This is a genomic window from Streptomyces sp. BRA346, assembly GCF_052851135.1.
Window position 1 is genome coordinate 70,887 of record NZ_JAIWIH010000004.1, and the last position, 22,216, is coordinate 93,102.

Sequence of the window (22,216 nt, forward strand, 5' to 3'; positions counted from 1 at the left end):
ACGAAACCGACCGACGACCCCCCGCCCCCGACGGCCGCCGTCACCCCGGCACCGCCTCCGCACGATGCCCCGGCGGGGATGCCCCCGCCCATGTCCGCACCGGCACCGGTGACGCGTACGGCCGCCCCGCGCGGTGGCCCCGCCGCGGCATGCGCTCCGGCGGCCGAGGGCGGTGCGCCGAGCGGATCCGAGCCGGGTCCCGGCCCGGATCCGGGGCCGGGTGGTGGCTCCGAGGCCGCGCCTCGTCCGGCGGCCGGGGGCGACGCGCATGTCCTGTACGTGCGGTTCCAGGCCGACGCCCCGCTCGCCGAGGACGTCTATCAGGGGCTGCTCGCGCTGCTCGGCGAGGTGACGCCCGTCGTGGAGGCGCTGCCGCCCGATGCCGCGCTCGCCGATGTCCGGGGTGCGCTGCGGTACTTCGGGCGGGACGCGGCGGGGCTCGCGGAGATCGTACGGGTACGGGCGCTGGCCCGGTACGGCGTCGACTGCACCGTGGGCGTCGCCGCCAACCCCATGCTCGCCCGCATGGCCGCCCACGACGCCCCGCCGAACACGCCCGGCGCGGTCCGTACCGTCCCCGATGACCCCGACGCCGTCGCCGGTTTCCTGGCCCGTAAGCCGCCCATCGCCCTGCCCGGCGTGGGCGCCGCGACCGCCAGGGCCCTGTGCGCGTACGGGCTCGACAGCACCGAGCGGATCGCCGCCGCGCCGCTGGCCACGCTCCAGCGGATCCTCGGCGCGGCGACCGCGCGCCGGGTGCACGCCTGGGCGCACGGCATCGACCCCGCGCCCGTCAGCCCGAACGCCCCCGCCCGCGCCATGGGCGCCGAACACCGTTTCGACCACGATGAGCTGGACCCGGTCCGGCGGCGCCGGGCGCTGCTGACGCTCGCCGACGGGCTCGGGATCCGGCTGCGGACGAGCGGGCAGATCGCGGCCCGGCTCGGCCTCACCGTCCGGTACGCCGACGGCTCCTCGACGACCCGCTCCCGGACCCTGACCGAGCCGACCGCCCACACCCCGGTGCTGACCGCAGCCGCGTACGCGCTGCACGACGCGCTCGGGCTCCAGCGGGCCCGGGTGCGGTCCGTCGCGCTGCGGGCCGAGGGGCTGATGGGCGCCGAACTCGCCTCCCACCAGCTGTCCTTCGACGCCGAGGACGACAAGGCCCGCCGGGCGGAGGCCGCCGCCGACCAGGCGCGGGCCCGCTTCGGGGCGTCCGCGGTCCGGCCCGCCGGGTTCCTGGACGTCGCGTAAGGCCGGACGTCGCGTAAGGCCGGACGTCGCGTAAGGCCGGACGTCGCGTAAGACCTGGACGTCGCGTAAGGGCTACGTGAACCTTTCTTCACCGGCCGATGGCTGGAAGTCTTCGCTACTCGCACGTAATTTGATCCCCGCGCCACACGCTTGTGATCCGGGTCACAGGGTGCGCCGTCAGTGCAACTCCACCCCCACCGCGAGGAGTTCATGTGATGCTGCCCTGGAGGAACATCCGCACCTTCCTGCCCGCCCTGACCCTGGCGGTCGCGGCGGCGACCGCGGCCCCCGCCGCCGCGGCCGCCCAGTCGTCGCAGACCACCGCCAGCGGCTGGAACGACTACTCCTGCAAGCCCTCCGCCCAGCACCCCCGGCCCGTCGTCCTCGTCCACGGCACCCTCGGCAACTCCGTCGACAACTGGCTCGGCCTCGCCCCGTACCTGGTGGACCGCGGCTACTGCGTCTTCTCCCTCGACTACGGCCAACTCCCCGGCGTGCCCTTCTTCCACGGGCTCGGCCCCGTCGACCGGTCCGCCGGGCAGCTGTCGTCGTACGTCGACCGGGTGCTCGCTGCCACCGGAGCCGCCGAGGTCGACATGGTCGGCCACTCCCAGGGCGGGATGATGCCCCGCTACTACCTGAAGTTCCTGGGCGGCGCGGCCAAGGTGAACGCCCTGGTGGGCCTCGCCCCGTCCAACCACGGCACGACCCTGTCCGGGCTGACGAAGCTGCTGGACCTCTTCCCGGGCCTCGGCGACGCCGTCGCCAAGGCGGCCCCGGGGCTGATGGACCAGGTGGCCGGGTCGGACTTCCTGAACCGGCTCAACGCGGGCGGCGACACCGTTCCCGGGGTGCGCTACACCGTCATCGCCACCCGGTACGACGAGGTGGTCACGCCGTACCGCAGCCAGTTCCTGACCGGCCCGGACGTCAAGAACGTCGTGCTCCAGGACCTGTGCGCCTCCGACCTGTCCGAGCACCTGACCATCGGGCTGACCGACGGCCTCGCCTTCCACGAGGCCGCCAACGCCCTCGACCCGGCGCACGCCACCCCGACGACCTGCGCCTCGGACGACTGACGCGGGGGTCGACTCGGGCCCTCCGGCGTAACACCATGGGCCGCATGACCGGATTCGCGTCGTTCCTCGGGCTGTGTCTGCTGATCACGATCACGCCCGGCCTGGACACCGCCGTGGTGATCCGCAGCGCGCTGCGCGGCGGGCGTGCGGCCGGGCTGCGCACCGCGCTCGGCTGCGCGGCCGGGCTGTTCGTGCACGCGACGGCGGTCGCCTTCGGCCTGGCGGAACTGCTGCTGCGCAGCGACGCGGCCTTCGAGGCGGTCAAGCTGGCGGGTGCCCTGGTGCTGGTCGTCCTCGGCGGGCGCTCGCTGTGGTCCGCCTGGCGGTCGCCCGGCGCGGCCGACCCCGGTCCCGTCGAGGAGCGCCCCGGGGTGCCGCGCGGCGGCAACCCCTTCACCGAGGGGCTGCTGACCAACCTCACCAACCCGAAGGCGACGCTGTTCTTCGTGGCGGCCCTGCCCCAGTTCGTCCCCGCGGACCGCGCGGCCCAGGCGGTGCCGATCGCCCTGGGCCTCGCGGCGGTCGCCGTGCTGTTCCAGTTCGCCGGGCTCGGCCTCACCGCCTGGGCCGTCCACCGTCTCCGCCATCTCCTCCGTTCCCGCCGGGTGCGGCGGGCTCAGGACACCCTGCTGGGGGCCGCCCTGATCGGGCTCGGAGTGCGGGTGGCGACGGAGTAGCCCGCGCGGGCCATGCGGGGTATTCGGCTTGCCCGGCGGATTCGGCTTATTCGGAGATCAGCTCGACCTCGACGTTGCCCTTCGTCGCCTTCGAGTACGGGCACACCTGGTGCGCCTGCTCGACCAGCTTGCGGCCGGTCTCGTTCTCCAGCTCGCCCGGCAGCTCGACGCGCAGCGTCACCTTGAGGGCGAAGCCGCCGTCCGACTCGTCCTTGCCGATGCCGACCTCGGCGGTGACGGAGATGTCCTTGGTGTCCACCTTGGCCTGGCGGCCTACGAGGCCGAGCGCGCTCGCGAAGCAGGCGGCGTAGCCCGCGGCGAACAGCTGCTCCGGGTTGGTGCCCTGACCGTCGCCGCCGAGGGCGGGCGGCATGGCGAGGGGCAGGTCGAGCCGCCCGTCGGAGCTGACGGCGCGTCCGTCGCGGCCGTTCGCCGTGGCCACCGCGGTGTAGAGCGCATCCATGAAGACCAATCCCTTTCGAGTCCCGGTGGCCGGGGGAGTCCGGCCGGGGTCCGGCAGTGGCCCAAGTAGAGCACACAATTAAATTGCGCACAACTAAGAGGTACGCTGGTCATATGTCACCTCAGCCCGACCCGCTTCCCGCGCCGAGCGGAGCCGTCACGGCGGACGATCCGCTCCGGCTCGACCTTCAGCTCTGCTTCGCCCTGCACGCCGCCTCGCGCGCGTTCGGCGGCATCTACCGACGGGTGCTGCGCGACACGGAGCTGACGTACCCGCAGTACCTGGCGCTGCTGGTGCTGTGGGAGCACGGCGAGATGCCGGTCAAGCAGCTGGGCGAGTTCCTGCGGCTGGACTCGGGTACCCTCTCGCCGCTGCTCAAGCGCATGCAGTCGGCCGGACTCGTCACGCGCGAGCGCAGCGCGCACGACGAGCGCTCGGTGACGGTCCGGCTGACGGCGGAGGGCGAGGCGCTCAAGGAGCAGGCCCGCGAGGTCCCCCTGAAGGTGATCCGGTCGACCGGCCTGGACCACGACGAGCTGGCCGATCTGCGGTCACGGGTTCAGCGGCTGACGGCGGCGCTCGACGCGGCGCTGGCCGACGAAGAGGACTGAGCGTCCTCCCCGCCGGAGCCGTCAGGCGGGCTTCTCCCCGGACTCGGACTCGGACCCGGACCCGGAGTCGGCGCCGGGGGCGCGGGTGCGCCGGAAGGTCTGGAAGCACGGGGCCGCGGCCGCCAGGGCCAGCGGGATCAGCAGCAGGACGCCGGAGAGGACGAGGACGGTCGCGGTGATCGCCGTGCTGCCGACGGCCGCCCACCACAGGACCGTACGGCGCGGCAGCAGCATCAGCGCCGCCAGCAGCCCGGCCAGGGTGACCGCGGCCAGGCACGTGGAGGTCGCGCGCATCAGCCCGTCGAGTCCCGCCGCGCCGCCCGCCGCCGATGCCCCGACCGCCACGCCCCCGGCGGCGAGCACGGCCAGGCTGCGCCGCGGCACTTCGCCGGGCGCACCGCCGCGGGCCAGCCACCGGGGCGCGGCGCCGTCGCGGGCGAGGGCGGCACCGAGCCGGGCGGCGCCCGCGACATAGGAGTTGACGGCGCCGAAGGTGAGGAACAGCGCCGCGACGGCGGCCACCGCGCGCGCCGCGCCGCCCACGCTGCGGGTCAGCAGCGCGGTCAGCGGGGTGTCGGTGGCCGCCGCGGCCGGGCCGAGCGCGCCGACCGTCACGATCGCGAGCCCCAGGTACAGCACGCTGACCACGGCGAGCGTGAGCGCGGTGACGCGCGGCAGATCGCGCCGCGGATCGGCGAATTCCGCGGACAGATGGCTGGCCGCCTCCCACCCCGCGAACGCGAAGAAGAGTACCCCCGCCGCCGAGCCGACCGAGCCCCAGCCGCCCGGCATGAACGGCGTGAAGTGCGCGGCGCGCATCTGCGGCGCCGCCGCGAGGACCGCCGCCGGCAGCAGCGTCGTCAGCAGCCCGACCAGCAGCAGCTGCACCCGGCTGGACAGCCGCAGCCCGTGGCGGTTGGCGGCGAAGGCGGCCGCCAGGACGAGCGCGGCGACGGCCGCCGTCCCCGTGCCGCCCCAGCCCGCGGCGGCCGTGACGTACTGCCCGCCGATCCACGCGGCCGCGACCACCCCGAGCGGTACGGCCCCGTAGAACCACCACCCCACGACCGCCGCCGCGCGTGGCCCGACGGCGCGGTGGACGTACGTGGCCACCCCGCCGCCGTCCGGGAACCGGGCGCCGAGCGCCGCGAAGCACGCGGCGACCGGCACGCTCGTCACCAGCAGGGCGACCCAGGCCACCACCGAGGCGGGCCCGGCGGCCGCGGCCGCGAGGGCGGGCAGCGCGAGCACCCCGGGCCCGAGGACGGCGCCCGCGTACAGGGCGGTGCCGCCCCCGGTGCCGAGGCGGCGGGGTGCTGGGGGAGATGGCGGAGGAGGAGCGGACGTTCTGGTGCTTTGCGCGGTCATGACCGGGGAAGCCAGTCACCCGGACGACCATATGACGGCTCCGCCGAATGAAATTCGGTGGAACTGGGATCATGCCTGACATGGACGAACTTGATGCGGCGATCGTCCGCGAACTCCAGCGCGATGCACGCCAGGCCAACCGCGAACTCGCCCGTACCCTCGGCATCGCCCCCTCCACCTGCCTGGAGCGGGTCCGGGGACTGCGCAACCGCGGCGTGATCACCGGCTATCGGGCGACGGTCGACCTGCGCGCCCTGGGCCGCCCGGTCCAGGCCCTCGTCTCGGTCCGGATCCGGCCGTTGAGCCGGGAGGTCATCGAGGGGTTCAAGGCGTACCTGGTCACGCTGCCCGAGGTGCTGTCGGTGTATGTGGTCGCGGGCGGCGACGACTTCCTGGTCCATGTGTCGGTGGCCGACGTGGACCGGCTGCACGCCTTTCTGATGGACCGTCTCTCGGGGCGCAAGGAGGTCGTGGACTTCCGCAGTTCGATCATCTACCAGCATGTGGCGGGCGAGGTGATCACCGAATTGTGACCGCCGAACGGTGGTCACCGAAGGGGTCGGCGTCGCGGGGCACGGAAGACGAATGATTGAGCCGTGTTGTGTGCGTGGAAGGTGTCAGGCATGACCGGAACTCATCCCCGCGCGGGCGCCGACAAGGCCCGCAAGTCCGCCATCGACCTGGTCGAGACCTTCCTCGACCCCGGCAGCCGGCGCGGCTGGGACGAGCCGGTCGAGATCACCACGACCGACCCCGACTACCGGGCCGACCTGGAGCGGGCCCGCGAGCGCACCGGGCTCGACGAGTCGGTTATCACGGGCGAGGGGCGCATCGAGGGGCGCCGGGTCGCCTATGTGGCCTGCGAGTTCCGCTTCCTCGCGGGCTCGATCGGGGTCGCGGTGGGGGAGCGGCTGGTCCGCGCCGTCGAGCGCGCCACGGCGGAACGGCTCCCGCTGCTGGCCGCCCCGGCGTCCGGCGGGACCCGGATGCAGGAGGGCACGGTCGCCTTCCTCCAGATGGTGAAGGTGGCGGCGGCGATAACCGACCACAAGGCCGCGGGCCTGCCGTACCTGGTGCACGTACGCCACCCCACCACCGGCGGTGTCCTCGCCTCGTGGGGCTCCCTGGGTCATGTCACCGCCGCCGAACCGGGAGCCCTCATCGGCTTCATGGGCCCGCGGGTGCACGAGGCCCTGTACGGCGAGGAGTTCCCGGCGGGCGTGCAGGTCGCCGAGAACCTGATGAACCACGGCCTGATCGACGCGGTGCTCCCGACGAGCCGCCTCGCGGAGGTCGCGGCGCGGGTGTTGCGGGTGCTGTGCGGCGACCAGACCCCGCCGCCCCGGCCCGCCGGGGCCGGTTTTCGGCCAGACGCGGAGCCGGGCCCCGCGCCCGGCCGTACGGCGGTCGGGGCCGCCGGGGCCACGGCGGTCGGGCCCTCGGCCGAGGAGTCGATCCGGGCCTCGCGGCGGGAGGACCGGCCCGGGGTGCGGGATCTGCTGCGGGTCGCCGCGGAGGACGTGAGTCCGCTCAGCGGGACCGGCGCCGGGGAGCACGATCCGGGGCTGTTGCTCGCCCTGGCGCGGGTCGGCGGGGTGCCCTGTGTGGTGCTCGGGCACAACCGGCGCGGGCGCCGCGGCGGTGAGCGCGCGTCGACCGAGGGGCAGCCGCTGGGACCCGCCGGGCTGCGGACCGCGCGGCGCGGGATGCGCATCGCGGCCGAGCTGGGGCTGCCGCTGCTCACCGTCATCGACACCGCCGGCGCGGCGCTCAACCGCGAGGCCGAGGAGGGCGGGCTGGCGGGGGAGATCGCCCGGTGTCTCGCGGACATGGTCACGCTGCCCGCGCCCACCCTCTGCCTGCTGCTCGGCCAGGGCGCGGGCGGGGCCGCGCTCGCGCTGCTGCCCGCCGACCGGGTCGTGGCCGCGCGGCACGCCTGGCTGTCGCCGCTGCCGCCCGAGGGCGCGTCCGCCATCCTCCACCGGACCACGGAGCGGGCGTACGAGGTCGCCGACCGGCAGGGGGTGCGCTCCGCCGACCTGCTGGCCGACGGCATCGTCGACCGCGTCGTGGAGGAGGACGGCGACGAGCGGGAGGGGTTCCTCGGGCGCCTCGGGCACATCCTGGGCGCCGAACTCGCCGCCCTCCGCGCCCAGGACCCCGAGGAGCGGCTCGCCGCCCGCCGGGCCCGGCACCGCCGCATCGGGCTGCCGAGTTGATGGCGTAACAGGGCCAAACGGGCGCGTCGGCCAGCCGAATTGGCAGTCTTAGGCATGCCTAACCTAATCTCGGCTCGTGAACGAGAATGATCTCGACACGGCACCCCGGCCGTCCTCCACCCCTGCCCCTGCCCACTCCGCGCCCATCCGCCTTCTCGCCCTCAACCCGACCGACTCCGTCACCGAAGGCTTCCTCCCCGCCGCCGCCCGCCTCGGGCTCGCCGTCACCCTGCTCACCGACCAGCCCGAGGCGCACGAGCGCGCGTACGCCCGCCACGCGGACCGCGGCGGACAGCTCCCCGCCACGCTCGACGTCGCCCCCTGCGACGTACGGGACTTCCGCGAGGTCATCAGCCGGATCGCCGCCGCCCCGGACGGCCGACGGCCCCGCGCCGTCTTCACCAACAGCGACCACCTCCAGACCCAGGCCGCCCTCGCCGCCGCCTACTTCGACCTCCCCGGCAAGGACTGGCGCGCCGCCCTCCGCACCAAGAACAAGGCCGAGCTGCGCCGCGCCCTCGCCGCGGCCGGTGCCGACACGGTCTGGTCCACCGAACTCGGCACCGGCGACGACCCGTCCACCCTCGCCGACCTCGACGCGCCCTTCCCCTGCGTCGTCAAGCCGCGCGAGGGCGTGGCCAGCGAGGACGTCGTCCTCGTCGGCGACGCGGCCGAACTCGTCCGCAGCTGCCGCGACATACGCGCCCACCGGCCCGACGCGGCGCTGGTGATCGAGGAGTACCTGCACGGCGAACTGCGCACCCTCGAAACCCTCGGCGACGGCCGCACCCTCCACGTCCTCGGCGCCTTCCGCACCGACGTCTCCCCGCCCCCGCACTTCATCGAGGAGCGGCTGCACCTCCTGCCCGCCCCGCCCCCACAGCCCCACACCGGCCAGGTGCTGGCCCAACTCCGGGCGCTGGGAGTAGGATTCGGCGCTTGCCACACCGAATACGTCGTCCAGGGCGACCGGGCCCGCCTCATCGAGGTGAACTACCGTGCCATCGGCGACCAATGCGACCTGGTGCTCGCCGAACTCCTCGGCATCCCGCTCTTCGAGCACATCCTCCGCACCCACCTCGGCGAACCGCTCCCGCCCGACCTCGGCGCCCGCACGGACGGCCGGGTCCGCATGGAGTACGTCATGGCCGATCGTCCCGGCCGCCTCGTGGCCGCCCCGGCGGCGGCCGTGACCGAACGCGACGGTGTACGGCTCGACTACCGCCCGCTGCGTGAGATCGGCGAGGAACACCCCCTCTACCGCACCAACCGCGACTTCCTCGGCGTCCTCCGCGCGACCGGCACCGACCAGGGGCGGATCGACGCGGCCGTGACGGAGTTCCTGGCGGCCCACCGGTGGGAGATCGCGTCATGAGCCGCGCGGAAGGGGAGGTGGCCGAGGAGGAACTCCTCGGCCGGGTGCTCGACACCCTGCTCCGGGAGGACGCGTACCACCTGCGCACCCGCGCCCGCACCGTACGCCGCGCCGACGGCGACTGGCTGCGCATCGCGCTGCGGGAGGGCGGGACCGTGCTGCTGCCGGTGGAACCGGACGGCTTCCAGTGCGACATCCGCGCCCGCCGCCCGGTGAGGCTGGAATGCGAGTCGCCACCCCCGGCCGGGGTGTCCGGCCCTGAGCCGGGCTCGAATGGCCCGCCGCTCCCCGCCGCCGGTGGCCTCGGCGAGGGCCGTGCGGCGTCCCCCCGGGCCGGGGGCTCAGGCCCCGGGTCCGCCCGCGCCGGGCACATCGCGGGGGGTCCCGGTGCTGCCGGAGCTGAGGACGGCGCCTCGCCGCAGTCCGTCGCGGCGGGTTCCGGCGGGCCGCACCGTGCCGTCGCCGAACCCGGATCGGGCGGTACGGAAGTGGGCCACGCGACGCAGCCACCGGCTGGGAGCCCCGGCTCCGAGCCCGCCCGCGCCGGACGGTCCGGCGGGCACGCGGCCGCGTCGGGTGGCGCGGGTGCCGGTGGGTGCGATGCGGGGGATGGCGGTGGCGCGCCCGCGCGGGCGGACCGTGCCGGTCCGCGCCCCGTCGCGGCGTGCCCGGACGGGGCGACGCGTGCGGCCGAGCCGGACCCGGGCCGCGCTGACGGCGGTACCGGCGAGGGCCGCGCGGCGCATACCGGCGGCCCAGGGCTCGGCGCGGTGTCCGGGACCGTGGCCCCGGCCGTCGTGGTGCGGGGGCTCGACGGCGTGCTCGGGCGGTTGCGGGGGGCCGTGGCGCCCGAGAACCAGGAGCTGTACGACGTGTTCGTGGGGGAATGCCACCGCGCGCTCGACGCCACGCGGCTGCACGACCGCGTCCGGCCCGGTGTCGTCCGGGGGCTGGCCGCGCGGTACGGGGAGGCCGGGCGGTGGGCCGGGATGGGCGGGGGCGTCGCGTACGACACGCTGGCCGCCTTCCGCGATCACCCCGTCTACCCCACCAGCCGCGGACGGTCCGTGTTCGGTGAGGACGACCTGCGCGCCCACGCGCCCGAGTTCGCGCCCGCCTTCGCGCTGCGCTGGCTCGCGCTGCCGCGCGCGGCGGTCGGCGGGGATCCGGGGCGGCTGCCCGCGTGGTGGCCGCGGCCCGGGGAGCTGGGGCTGCCCGGGGGGCTCGACGCCGACCATGTCGCGCTGCCCGTGCATCCGCTCACCGTCGGCCGCTCCCTCGACGTCGCCCTCGACGCGACCGGGCTGCGCGGGCGGGCGCGGCTCGCCGAGCGGCCGTGGCTGGACGTACGGCCCACGCTGTCGATGCGGACCGTCGCCGTCGCCGACGATCCGCTCATCCACCTCAAGCTGCCGCTCACCACCGCGACCCTGGGGCTGCGCAACCGGCGGACCGTCAAGCCGGGCACACTTCTCGACGGCGAGGTGGCGCAGCGGCTGACGGAGGCGGTGATCGCGCGCGAGCGGCGGTTCACGGACACCGTGCTGCTCGCCGACGAGACCACCCATCTGCACGCCGGGCACGAGCTGTTGGCCACGCTGGTCCGCCGCTATCCGCCGGGTCTGGAGAACGCGCAGGTCGTGCCGTTGGCCGGGCTGCTGGCCCGCACCCCGGACGGCGCGCTCGTGGCGGACGTGCTCGCCGAGCGGTACTACGGCGGGGACCTGTTCGCCCTGCTCGACGCGTACCTCACCCTCCTCTTCGACTTCCACACCACCCTCTTCGCCTACGGCATCGCCCTGGAGTCGCATCAGCAGAACACCTCCCTCGTCTTCGACGACACCGGCGGTCCGGCCACCCCACGGCTGCGGCTGCTCATCAAGGACCACGACGGGCCGCGGGTCCACGCGATCCGGCTCGCCGCGATGATCGGCGGGGCCGACGCCGCGGACCTGTGCGGATTCGACGACCGCCGCATCCTGACGGGCGGCGACGGGCCGGTGGCGGACGTGTTCACCACCATCACCGTCCATCTGTGCGCCGCCGCGCTCGCCTTCGAACTGGCCGCCCTCGGCCGCGCGCCCCTGGACGCCGTGCTGCGGAAGCTGCGCGCCCGGCTCACCGAGGCCGTCGAACGGACCGGCGCGGTCTACCCGGGGGCGGCCGCCGCCGTGCTGCGCGCCCGGGTGCTGGACGCGGACCGGCTGCCGGTCAAGGCGATGGTGACCGCGGGCACGCTGTTCACCAAGGCCCGGTCGGGCGCCGCCGACGTCAACAAGCACTACGTGACCGGGCCCAACTACCTTCTGCGGGGTCGCGGCAGATGACGGCCCCGACCTCCTTATCCCTCCACACCTCTCCTCTCCGCACCCGCTGGAGCCGCTCCATGCCAACGACCTCCTCGCCCACCTCCGCGGTCTCGCCCGCCGCGCCGGCCCCGCCCGCCGCGGCGCTGGTCTCCGCCGACCACGCGACCGCCCACACCCTGCTCAACTGTCTGCTGCGCGAGGTGTCGGGCCCGGAACACCAGACCGTCGTGGCCGGCGACGGCGGGCTGCGGCTGCGGCTGCCCCGCAGCGGGGTGCTGCTGCGGGTGGGGCTGCGCCGCACGTCGCTGATCGGCGCGCACCGGTTCACCGGACCGGTCAGCGAACAGCGCGACGGCATCTGGGCGGAGGTCTCCTGGCGCGGCCTGGCCGAGCGCATCCAGCGGGAACTCCAACTGCGCACGGGGGTCCGCAACGACGAGTTCCTGGCGCAGGTCGCCTCCAGCCACGCGGGCATGACGGCCGCCCTCCAGGAGCGGGAGAAGGCCACCGGGAATCCCGCCCCGGACGCCTATCTGGCCTCCGAGCAGTCCCTGTTCTTCGGTCACCGCTTCCACCCCACCCCCAAGGCCCGCACCGGAAGCCCCGCCTCCTGGGCGCTGTTCGCGCCCGAGGCCGGGGCCCGCTTCCCGCTGCACCACCTCGCGGTGCGCCGGGAGTACGTACGGGAGGAGGCCGCGTACGCCGGGGCGCTGGCGCCGCTGGACCGTCAGCGGCCGGTCCCCGACGGCTACCGGCTGCTGCCCGCCCACCCCTGGCAGTACGCCATGCTCCGCGAGCACCGGGTGCTGCGGGCGGCGCTCGACCGCGGCGACATCCTCGACCTGGGCCCCGGCGGTCCGGACTTCGCGCCGACGGCCTCGGTCCGCACGCTCTACGACGGCCGGGACTTCCTCAAGTTCAGCCTGAACGTGCGCATCACCAACTGCCTCCGCAAGAACGCCGACTACGAGCTGTCCGGCGCCGTCGCCCTCACCCGGCTGCTGGAGCCGGTCGCCGCCGACCTCGCCGCCCGCTTCCCCGGCGCCGACCTGCTGCGCGAACCCGGCTACCGCACCCTCGACCTCGACGACCGCCACCTCTCCGAGGGCTTCGGCGTGATCGTCCGCGAGGGGTTGGACGTCCGGCTGCGGCCGGGGCTGACCGGGCTGCTGGCGGCGGCCGTCGCCGACGAGTACCCGACGAGCGGAGCCCAGCTCTCCCACCTCCTCGGCGGCACCGGGCCCGAGCACGCGCTCGCCTGGTGGCAGGCGTATCTCGACCTCCTCGTACCGCCCGTCCTGGCCGCCTACTTCGACCACGGCGTGGTCCTCGAACCCCACCTCCAGAACGTGGTCATCGGCGTGGACACCACCGGCACCCCGCGCCAGGTGCTCTTCCGTGACCTGGAGGGCACCAAGCTGGTCTCCGGCCACCACGCTGATGCGCTCGCGGCCCTGCCCGAGGCGGTGGCCCGCCCCCTGACGTACGGGCGCGAGCGCGGCTGGGACCGGGTGGTGTACTGCCTGCTGGTCAACCACCTCGCCGAGATGGTCGCCGCCCTCGCCGACCGGCACCCCCGGCTGGAGCCCGACCTGTGGTCGGCGGTCCGCCGCGTCCTGTGGACACGCGCCGCCGCCCACGACGACCCGCCCGCGCTGCGCGCCCTGGTGGCGGGCGTGCCGCTGCCCGCCAAGGCCAACCTCCTGACCCGCTGGGGCCGCAAGGCCGACCGGGACGCCGGTTACGTCCGTATCGCCAGCCCGCTCGCCTCCGACCTGCTGTCCGAGGCGGCCCGCGTCATCGCCCCCGGGAGCGCCCGTTGACCCCCCTGCCCCTCACCGCACCGGCCGCCGCGCTCGCCGGGACGCTCACCGGGGACGGCCTCCCCGCGTACGTCTACGACCTGACCGCCCTCGACTCCCACGTCCGGGAGATACGGGACGCGCTCCCTCGCCACGTCGAGCTGTACTACGCGGCGAAGGCCAACCCGGAGCCGCCGGTCCTGCGCGCGCTCGCCCCGTACGTCACCGGCTACGAGGTCGCCTCCGGCGGCGAGCTGGCGCACGTCCGCGAGGCCGTCCCCGACCGGCCGCTCGCGTTCGGCGGACCGGGCAAGACGGAGACGGAGCTGCGGCGGGCGCTGGAGCTGGGCGTGGAACGGTTCCATGTGGAGAGCGAGCACGAACTGCGCCTTCTGTCGTCCCTCGCCGACCGCCCCGTGGACGTCCTGCTGCGCGTCAACCTCCCCCTGACCGGTGAGGCGCTGGGCGGCGCGGCGCTCGCCATGGGCGGCCGCCCCAGCCCGTTCGGCCTCGACCCCGACCGGGTGGAGCGGTGCCTGCCGCTCTTCACCCCGGACGGCCCGCTCCGGCTGCGCGGCGTCCACGCCCACCTCGCGAGCGGCCTCGACGCCCCGGCCCAGACCGCCGTGGCCGCGCGGATCGCCGACTGGACGCGCGCGCTGTCCGACCGTCACGGCCTGGACCTCACCGAGGTCAACGTGGGCGGCGGCATGGGCGTGGACTACACCCGCCCCGACACCCGCTTCGACTGGAAGGCGTACGGCGAGGGCCTGGCCGACGTCGCCGACCGCAACCCCGGCCTGACCCTGCGGATCGAGCCGGGCCGGGCGCTGACCGCGTACTGCGGCTGGTACGTCACCGAGGTGCTGGACCTCAAGCACAGCCGCGGCGAGGCGTTCGCGGTCCTCCGCGGCGGCACCCACCACCTGCGCACCCCGGCCGCCAAACAGCACGACCACCCCTTCCAGGTGCTCCCCGCCGCCGACTGGGACCGGGACTGGCCCCGCCCCGCCGCCCGCGGCGAACCGGTCACCCTGGTCGGCCAGCTGTGCACCCCCAAGGACGTCCTGGCCCGCGGCGTCCCGGTCGGGGAGCTGCGCGCCGGGGACCGCGTCGCCTTCGCGATGGCGGGCGCGTACGCCTGGAACATCTCGCACCACGACTTCCTGATGCACCCGGAGCCGGGCTTCCACTACCTCGGGGAATGACCGTGTGACCTGCTCGGATGACTGGTAGGGGCTAAGCTGGGAACTGCGCCGCACCCCCGAAGGAGGCCATGGGCATGACCGCGACCCACGATCGTCCGCAGATGCTGCCGGAGGAGTTCGAGGAGTATGCGCGGCTGGCAGCCCGTGTGGCGGAAGGGGTGCGGTGGGAGTTCATCAACGGGAGGATCGGGGTTACGCCGGTGCCGGATGGCGATCACGGCCGGATCATCCAGTGGCTGGCGCGGATCTGTATCCAGACGAGCCCTGATCTCTGGCTCCACGATCAGGGCCTCAAGGTGGAGACCTACCGCAACGGTCATGCGCGTCCCGATGGGACCCTGGCCCACAGCGACGCGTTCGTCGGTCAGGGCGAGTGGGCCGACGCCGAGCCCGTCCTCATGGTCGCCGAGGTCACCTCCTATGACTCCGACACCGACCGCCGGGACCGCGTCGAGAAGCCTCGGGCTTATGCGGAGACGGGTATCCCGGTGTATCTGCTGATCGACCGGGAGGCCGGTGAGATCACCGTCTTCAGCGAGCCCGACGGAGTCCGGTACGAGAGCACGAAGACCGTGCCGTTCGGCAAGCCGATCACGTTGCCCTCGCCGGTCGGGGTCACGCTCGACACCGAACCGCTGAAGGGCTGGGTGCGCTGAGGCCATCCCGGGGGCGGGTCAGCGCTGTTGTTTCTGCTGCCGCTCGATCGCGCTGGGGCCCGGCAAAGATCGCAACGCGGCGGTGACGGCCCACTGGAGCGCCGCCCGCCAGACCGCCTGGCAGCGTGCTCTGACCGGCACCGGACACCATCAGCGCGTCCTCACGGCGCCCGGGGCCGTGACCCTGCGCATCAACACCGACGGCTGTGTGTACCGCGCGCGGCGGGCCCTCTACGGCGCCGCGTGGGAGCAGGCGGAGCTGCGGCTCCAGGGTCTCGGCGCCAAGGTCGTCACCGAGGTGACCCACGACCGGGCCTTCCGCGCGGCGCAACGGGCGTGGGCGTCGTGCATGCGCGACAACGGCGACGACGTCACCTCACTGCAACAGGCCCGCGGCCTTATCCAGGACGCGGTCACCCGGGCCGGAAGGGCCCGGCCCGCCCTCCAGCGAGTCGGCGACCGCGAGTTGCGCCTCTCCGGCCATGACGCCGCGTGCCAGCGGAAGACCGACCTGGCCGCGGCCGTGCGTACGGCCCAGAAACGTGTCGAAGCACGCCTGCCCGCCTCCTCCTGGAAGGTGGTCACCACCGTGAAGGAGCTGCGGGGGCAGGCCCTGCGGAAGGGGAAGGGACGGACATGAGAAGGACCATCGCGAGCGGTGCGGCCACGGCGGTGGCCGGGCTGGGACTGACCCTCGTGGGCCCGGCGGCGGAAGCGGCGGCGACCCCGTGTCCTACGGGCAGCCTCTGCGCCTACGTCGCGCCCTTCTACTCCGGGGAACCCGGCGTGGCGTCCGGTGATGTGAGCGATCTTCTGCGGATCTACGAGTTCGACAACGCGGTGTCGGTGTTCAACGCCGGTACCCGGTGCACCGTACGGATCTACAGCGGCGCCGGGTACACCGGTCCCTCCGCGACCATCCGGCCCGGCTACGGCATCGGCAACCTGTCGGGCTCGGCGTTCTACAAGGATGTCGCGTCGGCCAGATGGTGTGTCTGACCCGCGCAGCTACGTGCGGGCCGGGCCCGTGCTGTGGCGGACGACCAGCTCGGTGGGGATGGTCACGCGGACGCCGGGCTCCGGCGAGCGGTCGAGCTGGTCGAGCATCAGGGTCAGACAGCGGCGGCCGATCTCGGTGAAGTCGGTGCGGACCGTGGTGAGCGGCGGGAGCAGATGGGCGGCTTCGGGGATGTCGTCGTAGCCGACCACGCTGACGTCCTCGGGGACCCGGAGGCCCGCCTCGTGGAGGGCGCGCAGGACACCGACGGCCATCTGGTCGTTGGAGACGAACAGCGCGGTGAGGCCGAGCTGCCGGGCGATGCGGCGGCCCAGGTCGTAGCCGGAGTCCGCGCTCCAGTCGCCCAGCAGCGGCTCGTGGACCTCGGCGCCCGCGGCCTCCAGCGCGGCGCGCCAGCCGTCGACGCGGGCCTCGGCGGCGATCCAGCCGGTGGGGCCCGCGATGTGGCGGACAGTGCGGTGGCCGAGGCCGAGGAGGTGCGCGGTGGCCTGGCGGGCGCCGGAGGCGGAGTCGCCCGCGACGACCGGGATGTGGGCGCCGAAGCTCTTGTCCAGGGTGACCATGGGGACGCCGTGATCCGCCTCGACCAGGGCCTGGCCGACCGAGCGCTGGGGCGCGATGGCGATGATGCCGTCCGCGCCCTGGCCGAGCAGCCGGTCCACCGCGCCGGTGACGGCGGCCTGGTCGGCGGCGGTGAGGGCGATCGTACTGACGAGGTAACCGGCCGCCTGCGCGGCCTCGTTGATCCCGGCGAGCGTGGCGGCCGGGCCGAAGCGGGCCGCGTCGAAGGAGATCACCCCGAGCGTGCGGCTGCGCCCGCTGGCCAGGGTGCGGGCGCTGGCCGTGGGGCGGTAGCCCAGCTCGCGCATGGCGGCGCGGACGCGTTCGCGGGTTTCGGCGCGGACCCGGGGGTGGTCGTTGAGGACGCGGGAGACAGTCTGGTCGGAGACGCCCGCGAGCCGGGCGACGTCCGCCATCACCACACCGCCGCCGGTGGTGGGGCGGCGGCGTCGGGTGGGGGCGTTGTGGGGCTCCGCCATGCGGTCGTGGCTCCTTCGAAGGGGGTGCTCGCCCCGGGCGCGGGGTGTGGCCCGCACCCGGGGTTCCGGGTCAGTCCCTCGCGGTCCAGCCCAGGTCCGGTGCGTCGACGAGGTGGGCCACCCGGGTCGTCGCCGACTGTAGCTCCAGCAGGGTCAGTTCGTTCTCGCCCGCCTTCAGCACCGGCCACGGCACGTACAGCCGCCGCTGCGGGCCGCGCGCCCAGTAGCGGCCCAGGTTGAAGCCGTTGACCCAGGCCACGCCCTTGGTCCAGCCCGGCAGGGCGAGATACGCGTCGGCGGGGGTCTCCACGGTGAACGTGCCGCGGTGGAAGCCCGGGCCCGCGACGGGGGTGTCGGTGGTGCGGAAGGGGAGTTCGGGGAGCCGGTCCAGGGGGAGGCGGTGGCAGGTCCAGTTCTCCAGCGGCTTCCCGTCGAGGGCGACCGGGCCGGTGATGCCCTTGGGGTCGCCGATGCGGACGCCGTAGTTGGCGCGGCCCATGTTCTCGACCAGGACGTCCAGCCGGGCGCCGTATTCGGGGCTGCGCACATGGATGCTGTTCTCGTGGCGCTCGCGTTCGACGACACCGGCCGGGGCGCCGTTCACGAACACCTGCGCCCGGTCGCCGACCCCGCCCGTGAAGTGCAGGACGTGGTCGCCGATGACGGGCAGCTCGGTGCCGTAGAGGACGAAACCGTAATTCTGGCCGAGCGCCTCCATGGTGGGCGGGTCGGTGAAGTGTTCCGCCGGGGCCAGGAATTCGGCGCTGACCAGGGCGTTCGCCGAGGCGGTCAACCGGACCTCGGTCGGCGGCAGCTTGGGCGACGGCTCCGGAATGGGCTCGTCCGGTACGTCCGTGTGGCGGGCGAGGACCTCGCGGAACGCCGCGTACTTGGGGCCCGGGTCGCCGCATTCGGTGAGCACCGCGTCGTAGTCGTAGGAGGTGACGGTGGGCGCATAGGCGTGATCGTGGTTCGCGCCGCTGGTGAAGGCGAAGTTGGTGCCCCCGTGGAACATGTAGAGGTTCACCGACGCCCCCGCCGACAGCAGCGCGTCCAGATCGGCGGCCGCGTCGTCCGCCGCCCGCACATGGTGCGGCTCGCCCCAGTGGTCGAACCAGCCGATCCAGAACTCCGAGCACATCAGCGGCCCGCTCTCCTGGTGGGCGCGCAGCACCTCCAGCGCGTCGCCGACCCGGCTGCCGAAGGTGCCGGTGGAGAGCACCCCGGGCAGGCTCCCGGCGGCCAGCATGGCCTTGTCCGCCTGGTCGCAGGTGAACAGCAGCTCCTCGACGCCGCGCTTGCGCAGGGCGTCCGCCAGATGGGCGAGGTAGGCGGTGTCGTCGCCGTACGCGCCGTACTCGTTCTCCACCTGGACCGCGATCACCGGGCCACCCGCCGCCGCCATGTACGGGACGAGCGGCGGCAGCAGCAGATCGAGGTACGCGTCCACGGCGCCGGTGAACCGAGGATCGCTGCTGCGCTGCCGGATGTCCGGATCGGCGGTCAGCCAGGAGGGCAGCCCGCCGCCCTCCCACTCGGCGCAGATGTACGGGCCGGGGCGCAGCAGCACGGACAGCCCCTCGGCCCGGGCGAGCTCCAGGAAGCGGGGCAGGTCCAGCAGCCCGTCGAGGTCCAGCGGGCCGTCCGGCCTGGGCTGGTGCAGATTCCACGGGACGTACGTCTCGACCGTGTTGAGCCCCAGCAGCCGCGCCTTGCGCAGCCGGTCGGCCCACTGGTCGGGGTGGGTGCGGAAGTAGTGGAAGCCGCCGGAGAGGATCCGGAAGGGCTTGCCGTGGAGGAGGAAGCCGTCTTGGTCAAGCGTCAGGGCGGGCATGGGCCGAAGTCCTTTCGACCGCACGGGCGGCAGCGGGTGCGGTGGGGAGGGTGTGCGTAGGGGATACGGACGAGGACGTGGCGCGGATCAGCCAGCCGGTGGTGATCAGGCAGACGGCCGAGACGGCGCCCAGCACGAGCGGTACGGCACGGATGCCCGACAGCTCGATCGCCTTACCGAGCACGGGCCCCGCGGCCACCCCGCCGATCATCGACGCGGCGATCACCAGCGCCCCGGCCCGGCGGGCGCGCGGCGCGGCCCGGCCCAGCCAGGGCAGCCCGGTCGGGAAGATCGGCGCGATGAACAGGCCGACGCCCGCGTACGCGTACGGAGCCAGGGCCGGGATCGCGGCGAGCAGCAGACAGACGGTCATGCCCGCGCAGCTGACCGCGATGATCGCCGGGGCGGACCAGCGCAGCGCGAGCGGGGCGACCAGGAAGCGGCCGACGGTCATCATCAGCCAGTACACGGAGGTCGCGGACGCGGCGGCGGTCGCGCCGTACCCGACGGTCTCCAGGTGGGTGGGCTCCCAGCCCCCGACCCCGGCCTCGACGCCGACATGGAGGACGTAGAGCAGCACGAACGCGCCCAGGACGGTGACGAGGCTGCGGTTGCGGGCTTTGTCGGTGGTCTCCGCCTCCGGGCCGCCGCGCGGCGGCGCCTCGTCCCGCACCCCGGCCAGACACAGCACCAGCGGCAGCGTGAGCACGGCGAACCCCAGGAACACCACGGTGTAGTGCTCCGCCCCGACCAGGCCGATGAGGGCCGGGCCGAGGATCGCGCCGATGCCGAAGTGGGCGTTGAGGACGTTGAGCATGGCGGCGCTGCGCCGCCCGAAGCCGACCGCGAACATCTGGTTGAGCCCGTAGTCGATGCCGCCGAAGCCGAGCCCCGCGAGCAGCGCCAGACCCAGGGCGAGCGGCCAGCCGGGGGCGAGCGCGAACCCGGCCGCGCCGCCCGCCATGAGCAGATACGAAGAGCCGAGCAGCGCCCGGTTGCCGATCCGGCCGAAGAGCCGGTCGAAGCCGAGGACGCCCGCGACGCCGCCGACGAAGTGCGCGCTCAGGGCCAGCCCGGCGACCGAGGGCGACAACCCGTGGGCGTCGCGGAAGGCGGGGATCGACGGGCCGTAGAGGGCCTGGAGCGCGCCGATGAGGATGAAGCCGACGCAGGACGCGACCACCGCGGCGCGGCTGAACAGGGGTGGGTGTGAGGAGGGATCGGGAGTCTGGCCTACGTGCTCGTCCACGGTGTCCACGACGCGAGTGTTACCGCTAACATTTCCGCCGTCAAGACGTCCTTGGGCATCCCTGGGGTCCGCGTCAGGTCCCCGAGTGTGGACGCCCCTCTCGCGGGACGCGGCCCTTAAGCCGCTTCGTGGGCCGTGAGCGTCACCTGTGCGTCGTCCTCGTCGATGGCGATGTTCAGGGAGGCATTCAGCCCCTTGGCCAGCTTTGCGAGCAGAGGCAGTGTGGGAACGGTGTCGGATCCCTCGATCCGGGAAATCTTGGCCTGGGACAGTCCGGTACGGGTGGCCAGCTCGCTCTGGGAAAGCCCGAGTTCCACGCGACGGTCGTAGACGACCTTGGCCAGCGCCATGGACAGCCGGTGCTCTTGGCGCTCCTGTTCGACCTCGGCGGATCCCCGGTGCCCCTCGGCCGGCTCGCGTTCACGCGCCAACCTCCAGCGGCTGTGCCCCATCACTCGTCTCCTTCCATGCGGATGAACTCTGAATGCGCTGGACCATGCTCGGCTTCGCACTCCTTCTTCGCCAGTACCGCCCTACTGATCTGGGCTTCCTCATGGGCCCTGGTCTTGCGGAACACGGTCAGCAGGACGACGCGGCGGTCGTCCGTGATCCAGTAAGTCACCCGCGTCTGCACGCCGTCGAGGCTGGGGCGCAGCTCACTCACTCCATCGCGCAGCGGGCGGGCGTAGGGCATCGGGGTGTGTGGCCCCAGCTCGGCCGGTGACTCGGCATAGGCCTCCACCTTGCGGTAGGGCTTGCCGGGTAGAAGTTCGAGCCAGGTCCTGACCTCGGGCTCGACCTCGATGGAGTACAGGGCATCCAGTCGTGCACGACATATGTCGCCAACGACATCACCAAGCGGAGTCGGGCCCGAGGCGTTGTCGGTGGCGGGTGACACCATCGCCGCATGGGTGCTGAGGGATCGATGACCGGTTACGGAACCGCCGACTACTGGGACGCCGCCGCGGCCGGGTTCGACGACGAGCCGGACCACGGGCTGCGCGATCCGGCCGTGCGGGAGGCGTGGGCGGCCCGGTTGCGGCAGTGGCTGCCCGGACGGCCCTGCGCCGTGCTCGACCTCGGCTGCGGCACGGGCAGCCTGGCCCGCCTCGCGGCCGAGCAGGGCCACCGGGTGACGGGCGTCGACCGGTCGCCGCGGATGGCCGAGCGCGCCCGCGCCAAGCTCGCCGGGACGGGCGCCACCGTGCTCGTCGGGGACGCGGCCGCACCGCCGGTCGAGGAGGGCGCCTTCGACGTCGTCCTGGCGCGCCATCTGCTGTGGCTGCTGCCCGACCAGGAGGCCGCGCTGCGGCGCTGGGCCCGGCTGCTGCGGCCGGGCGGGGCGCTGGTGCTGGTCGAGGGGCGGTGGGGCGAGTCGGATCCGGTCGGGCTGACGGCCGGTGACCTGATGCGCATGGTCGAGCCGCTGGCGTCCCGTACGTATGTCGAACAGCTGGCGGCGGACGCGGCGTTGTGGGGGCGGCCGGTGCGCGATGAGCGCTACGTGCTGTGCGCGGACCTCGCCGCGCCCCGGCGGCACGCGGAGATCGTCGACGTCCATCTGCTGCTGCGGCGCGGCGGTCGGATCCTGCTCGCGCGCCGCGCGGGCACGGGGTACGCGGACGGGCTGCTGCACGCGCCGTCCGGCCATGTGGAGGACGGCGAGGACGTACGGACCGCGGTGATCCGCGAGGCGGCCGAGGAGATCGGCATCCGGCTCACCCCCGACGAGGTGCGGGTGGCGCTCGTCATGCAGCACAAGTCGCCCACGGCCTCGGCCCGTACGGGCTGGTTCTTCGAGGCGGAGCTGACGGACGGCGCGGGGGAGCCGGTGAACCGGGAGCCGGACAAGTGCTCCGAGATCGGTTGGTTCGCGCTGGACGCCCTGCCCGAGGACATGGTGGCGTACTGCCGCGCGGGCGTGGAGGCGTACCGGGCCGGGGAGCGGTTCGCCGTGCACTGGCACGAGCCGGGGGACGGCATCGCGTTCGCGCCGGACGGCCCGGACCGGCTGGTGGTGCTGGAGGCGTCGGGGTGACGGGCGACCCGCG

The 22,216-nt window shown here is 74.2% G+C and carries 21 protein-coding genes; 14 read left to right on the plus strand and 7 right to left on the minus strand.

Annotated features, from left to right (window positions below):
• Nucleotides 1-90: 90 nt before the first annotated feature.
• From LCH29_RS05985 to LCH29_RS05995, 3 genes are all read left to right on the plus strand, one after another.
• Nucleotides 91-1,257: a DNA polymerase Y family protein gene (locus tag LCH29_RS05985; protein ID WP_446460778.1), complete on the plus strand. Its 1,167-nt coding sequence runs from the start codon at nt 91-93 to the stop codon at nt 1,255-1,257.
• Between the two features lie 215 nt (nt 1,258-1,472).
• Nucleotides 1,473-2,336: an esterase/lipase family protein gene (locus LCH29_RS05990; protein WP_446460631.1), complete on the plus strand. Its 864-nt coding sequence runs from the start codon at nt 1,473-1,475 to the stop codon at nt 2,334-2,336.
• 44 nt (nt 2,337-2,380) lie between these two features.
• On the plus strand, nt 2,381-3,013 hold the full coding sequence (locus tag LCH29_RS05995; protein ID WP_446460632.1) for a LysE family translocator: 633 nt from the start codon (nt 2,381-2,383) through the stop codon (nt 3,011-3,013).
• 46 nt (nt 3,014-3,059) lie between these two features.
• On the opposite strand, the gene LCH29_RS06000 is transcribed toward LCH29_RS05995, so the two are convergent.
• Nucleotides 3,060-3,476 carry an organic hydroperoxide resistance protein gene (locus tag LCH29_RS06000; RefSeq protein WP_446460633.1) on the minus strand — a complete coding sequence of 139 codons (417 nt, stop codon included), beginning with the start codon at nt 3,474-3,476 and terminating at the stop codon, nt 3,060-3,062.
• A gap of 113 nt (nt 3,477-3,589) precedes the next feature.
• Between LCH29_RS06000 and LCH29_RS06005 the strand changes: the two genes are divergently transcribed.
• Nucleotides 3,590-4,087, plus strand: a complete 498-nt coding sequence (locus LCH29_RS06005; RefSeq protein ID WP_446460634.1) for a MarR family winged helix-turn-helix transcriptional regulator — start codon at nt 3,590-3,592, stop codon at nt 4,085-4,087.
• Between the two features lie 21 nt (nt 4,088-4,108).
• Here the strand turns inward: LCH29_RS06005 and LCH29_RS06010 are convergent, their stop codons facing one another.
• Nucleotides 4,109-5,455, minus strand: a complete 1,347-nt coding sequence (locus LCH29_RS06010; RefSeq protein ID WP_446460635.1) for an APC family permease — start codon at nt 5,453-5,455, stop codon at nt 4,109-4,111.
• Between the two features lie 80 nt (nt 5,456-5,535).
• On the opposite strand from LCH29_RS06010, the gene LCH29_RS06015 reads away from it, so the two are divergent.
• From LCH29_RS06015 to LCH29_RS06055, 9 genes are all read left to right on the plus strand, one after another.
• Complete coding sequence (locus tag LCH29_RS06015; RefSeq protein WP_446460636.1) at nt 5,536-5,988, plus strand: Lrp/AsnC family transcriptional regulator; 453 nt, start codon at nt 5,536-5,538, stop codon at nt 5,986-5,988.
• Nucleotides 5,989-6,078: 90 nt separating this feature from the next.
• Nucleotides 6,079-7,674 (plus strand): carboxyl transferase domain-containing protein, encoded by a 1,596-nt coding sequence (locus LCH29_RS06020; RefSeq protein WP_446460637.1) that lies wholly within the window; start codon nt 6,079-6,081, stop codon nt 7,672-7,674.
• A gap of 145 nt (nt 7,675-7,819) precedes the next feature.
• Nucleotides 7,820-9,049 (plus strand): ATP-grasp domain-containing protein, encoded by a 1,230-nt coding sequence (locus LCH29_RS06025; protein ID WP_446460779.1) that lies wholly within the window; start codon nt 7,820-7,822, stop codon nt 9,047-9,049.
• A 488-nt stretch (nt 9,050-9,537) separates the two neighbouring features.
• Nucleotides 9,538-11,376: an IucA/IucC family protein gene (locus LCH29_RS06030; RefSeq protein WP_446460780.1), complete on the plus strand. Its 1,839-nt coding sequence runs from the start codon at nt 9,538-9,540 to the stop codon at nt 11,374-11,376.
• A gap of 59 nt (nt 11,377-11,435) precedes the next feature.
• Nucleotides 11,436-13,181, plus strand: coding sequence for an IucA/IucC family protein (locus LCH29_RS06035; RefSeq protein WP_446460638.1), 1,746 nt, complete (start codon nt 11,436-11,438; stop codon nt 13,179-13,181).
• Complete coding sequence (locus LCH29_RS06040; RefSeq protein WP_446460639.1) at nt 13,178-14,368, plus strand: type III PLP-dependent enzyme; 1,191 nt, start codon at nt 13,178-13,180, stop codon at nt 14,366-14,368. Before LCH29_RS06035 ends, LCH29_RS06040 begins: the two co-directional genes overlap by 4 nt.
• 74 nt (nt 14,369-14,442) lie before the next feature.
• Nucleotides 14,443-15,024, plus strand: coding sequence for a Uma2 family endonuclease (locus LCH29_RS06045; RefSeq protein WP_446460640.1), 582 nt, complete (start codon nt 14,443-14,445; stop codon nt 15,022-15,024).
• Between the two features lie 82 nt (nt 15,025-15,106).
• Entirely contained in the window at nt 15,107-15,664 is a 558-nt protein-coding gene (locus tag LCH29_RS06050; RefSeq protein ID WP_446460641.1) for a hypothetical protein, read from the plus strand.
• Nucleotides 15,661-16,023, plus strand: a complete 363-nt coding sequence (locus tag LCH29_RS06055) for a peptidase inhibitor family I36 protein (RefSeq protein ID WP_446460642.1) — start codon at nt 15,661-15,663, stop codon at nt 16,021-16,023. The genes LCH29_RS06050 and LCH29_RS06055 overlap by 4 nt, the downstream gene beginning before the upstream one ends.
• Before the next feature lie 9 nt (nt 16,024-16,032).
• On the opposite strand, the gene LCH29_RS06060 is transcribed toward LCH29_RS06055, so the two are convergent.
• From LCH29_RS06060 to LCH29_RS06080, 5 genes are all read right to left on the minus strand, one after another.
• Complete coding sequence (locus LCH29_RS06060) at nt 16,033-17,082, minus strand: LacI family DNA-binding transcriptional regulator (protein ID WP_446460643.1); 1,050 nt, start codon at nt 17,080-17,082, stop codon at nt 16,033-16,035.
• A gap of 70 nt (nt 17,083-17,152) precedes the next feature.
• A complete protein-coding gene (locus tag LCH29_RS06065; RefSeq protein ID WP_446460644.1) occupies nt 17,153-18,916 on the minus strand; it encodes a beta-galactosidase in 1,764 nt (587 codons plus the stop codon).
• Nucleotides 18,897-20,117, minus strand: coding sequence for an MFS transporter (locus tag LCH29_RS06070; protein ID WP_446460781.1), 1,221 nt, complete (start codon nt 20,115-20,117; stop codon nt 18,897-18,899). The genes LCH29_RS06065 and LCH29_RS06070 overlap by 20 nt, the downstream gene beginning before the upstream one ends.
• 164 nt (nt 20,118-20,281) lie before the next feature.
• On the minus strand, nt 20,282-20,617 hold the full coding sequence (locus tag LCH29_RS06075; RefSeq protein WP_446460645.1) for a helix-turn-helix domain-containing protein: 336 nt from the start codon (nt 20,615-20,617) through the stop codon (nt 20,282-20,284).
• On the minus strand, nt 20,617-21,066 hold the full coding sequence (locus tag LCH29_RS06080) for a type II toxin-antitoxin system RelE/ParE family toxin (RefSeq protein WP_446460646.1): 450 nt from the start codon (nt 21,064-21,066) through the stop codon (nt 20,617-20,619). The genes LCH29_RS06075 and LCH29_RS06080 overlap by 1 nt, the downstream gene beginning before the upstream one ends.
• A 6-nt stretch (nt 21,067-21,072) precedes the next feature.
• Between LCH29_RS06080 and LCH29_RS06085 the strand changes: the two genes are divergently transcribed.
• Nucleotides 21,073-22,203, plus strand: a complete 1,131-nt coding sequence (locus LCH29_RS06085) for a methyltransferase domain-containing protein (protein ID WP_446460647.1) — start codon at nt 21,073-21,075, stop codon at nt 22,201-22,203.
• Nucleotides 22,204-22,216: the final 13 nt, after the last annotated feature.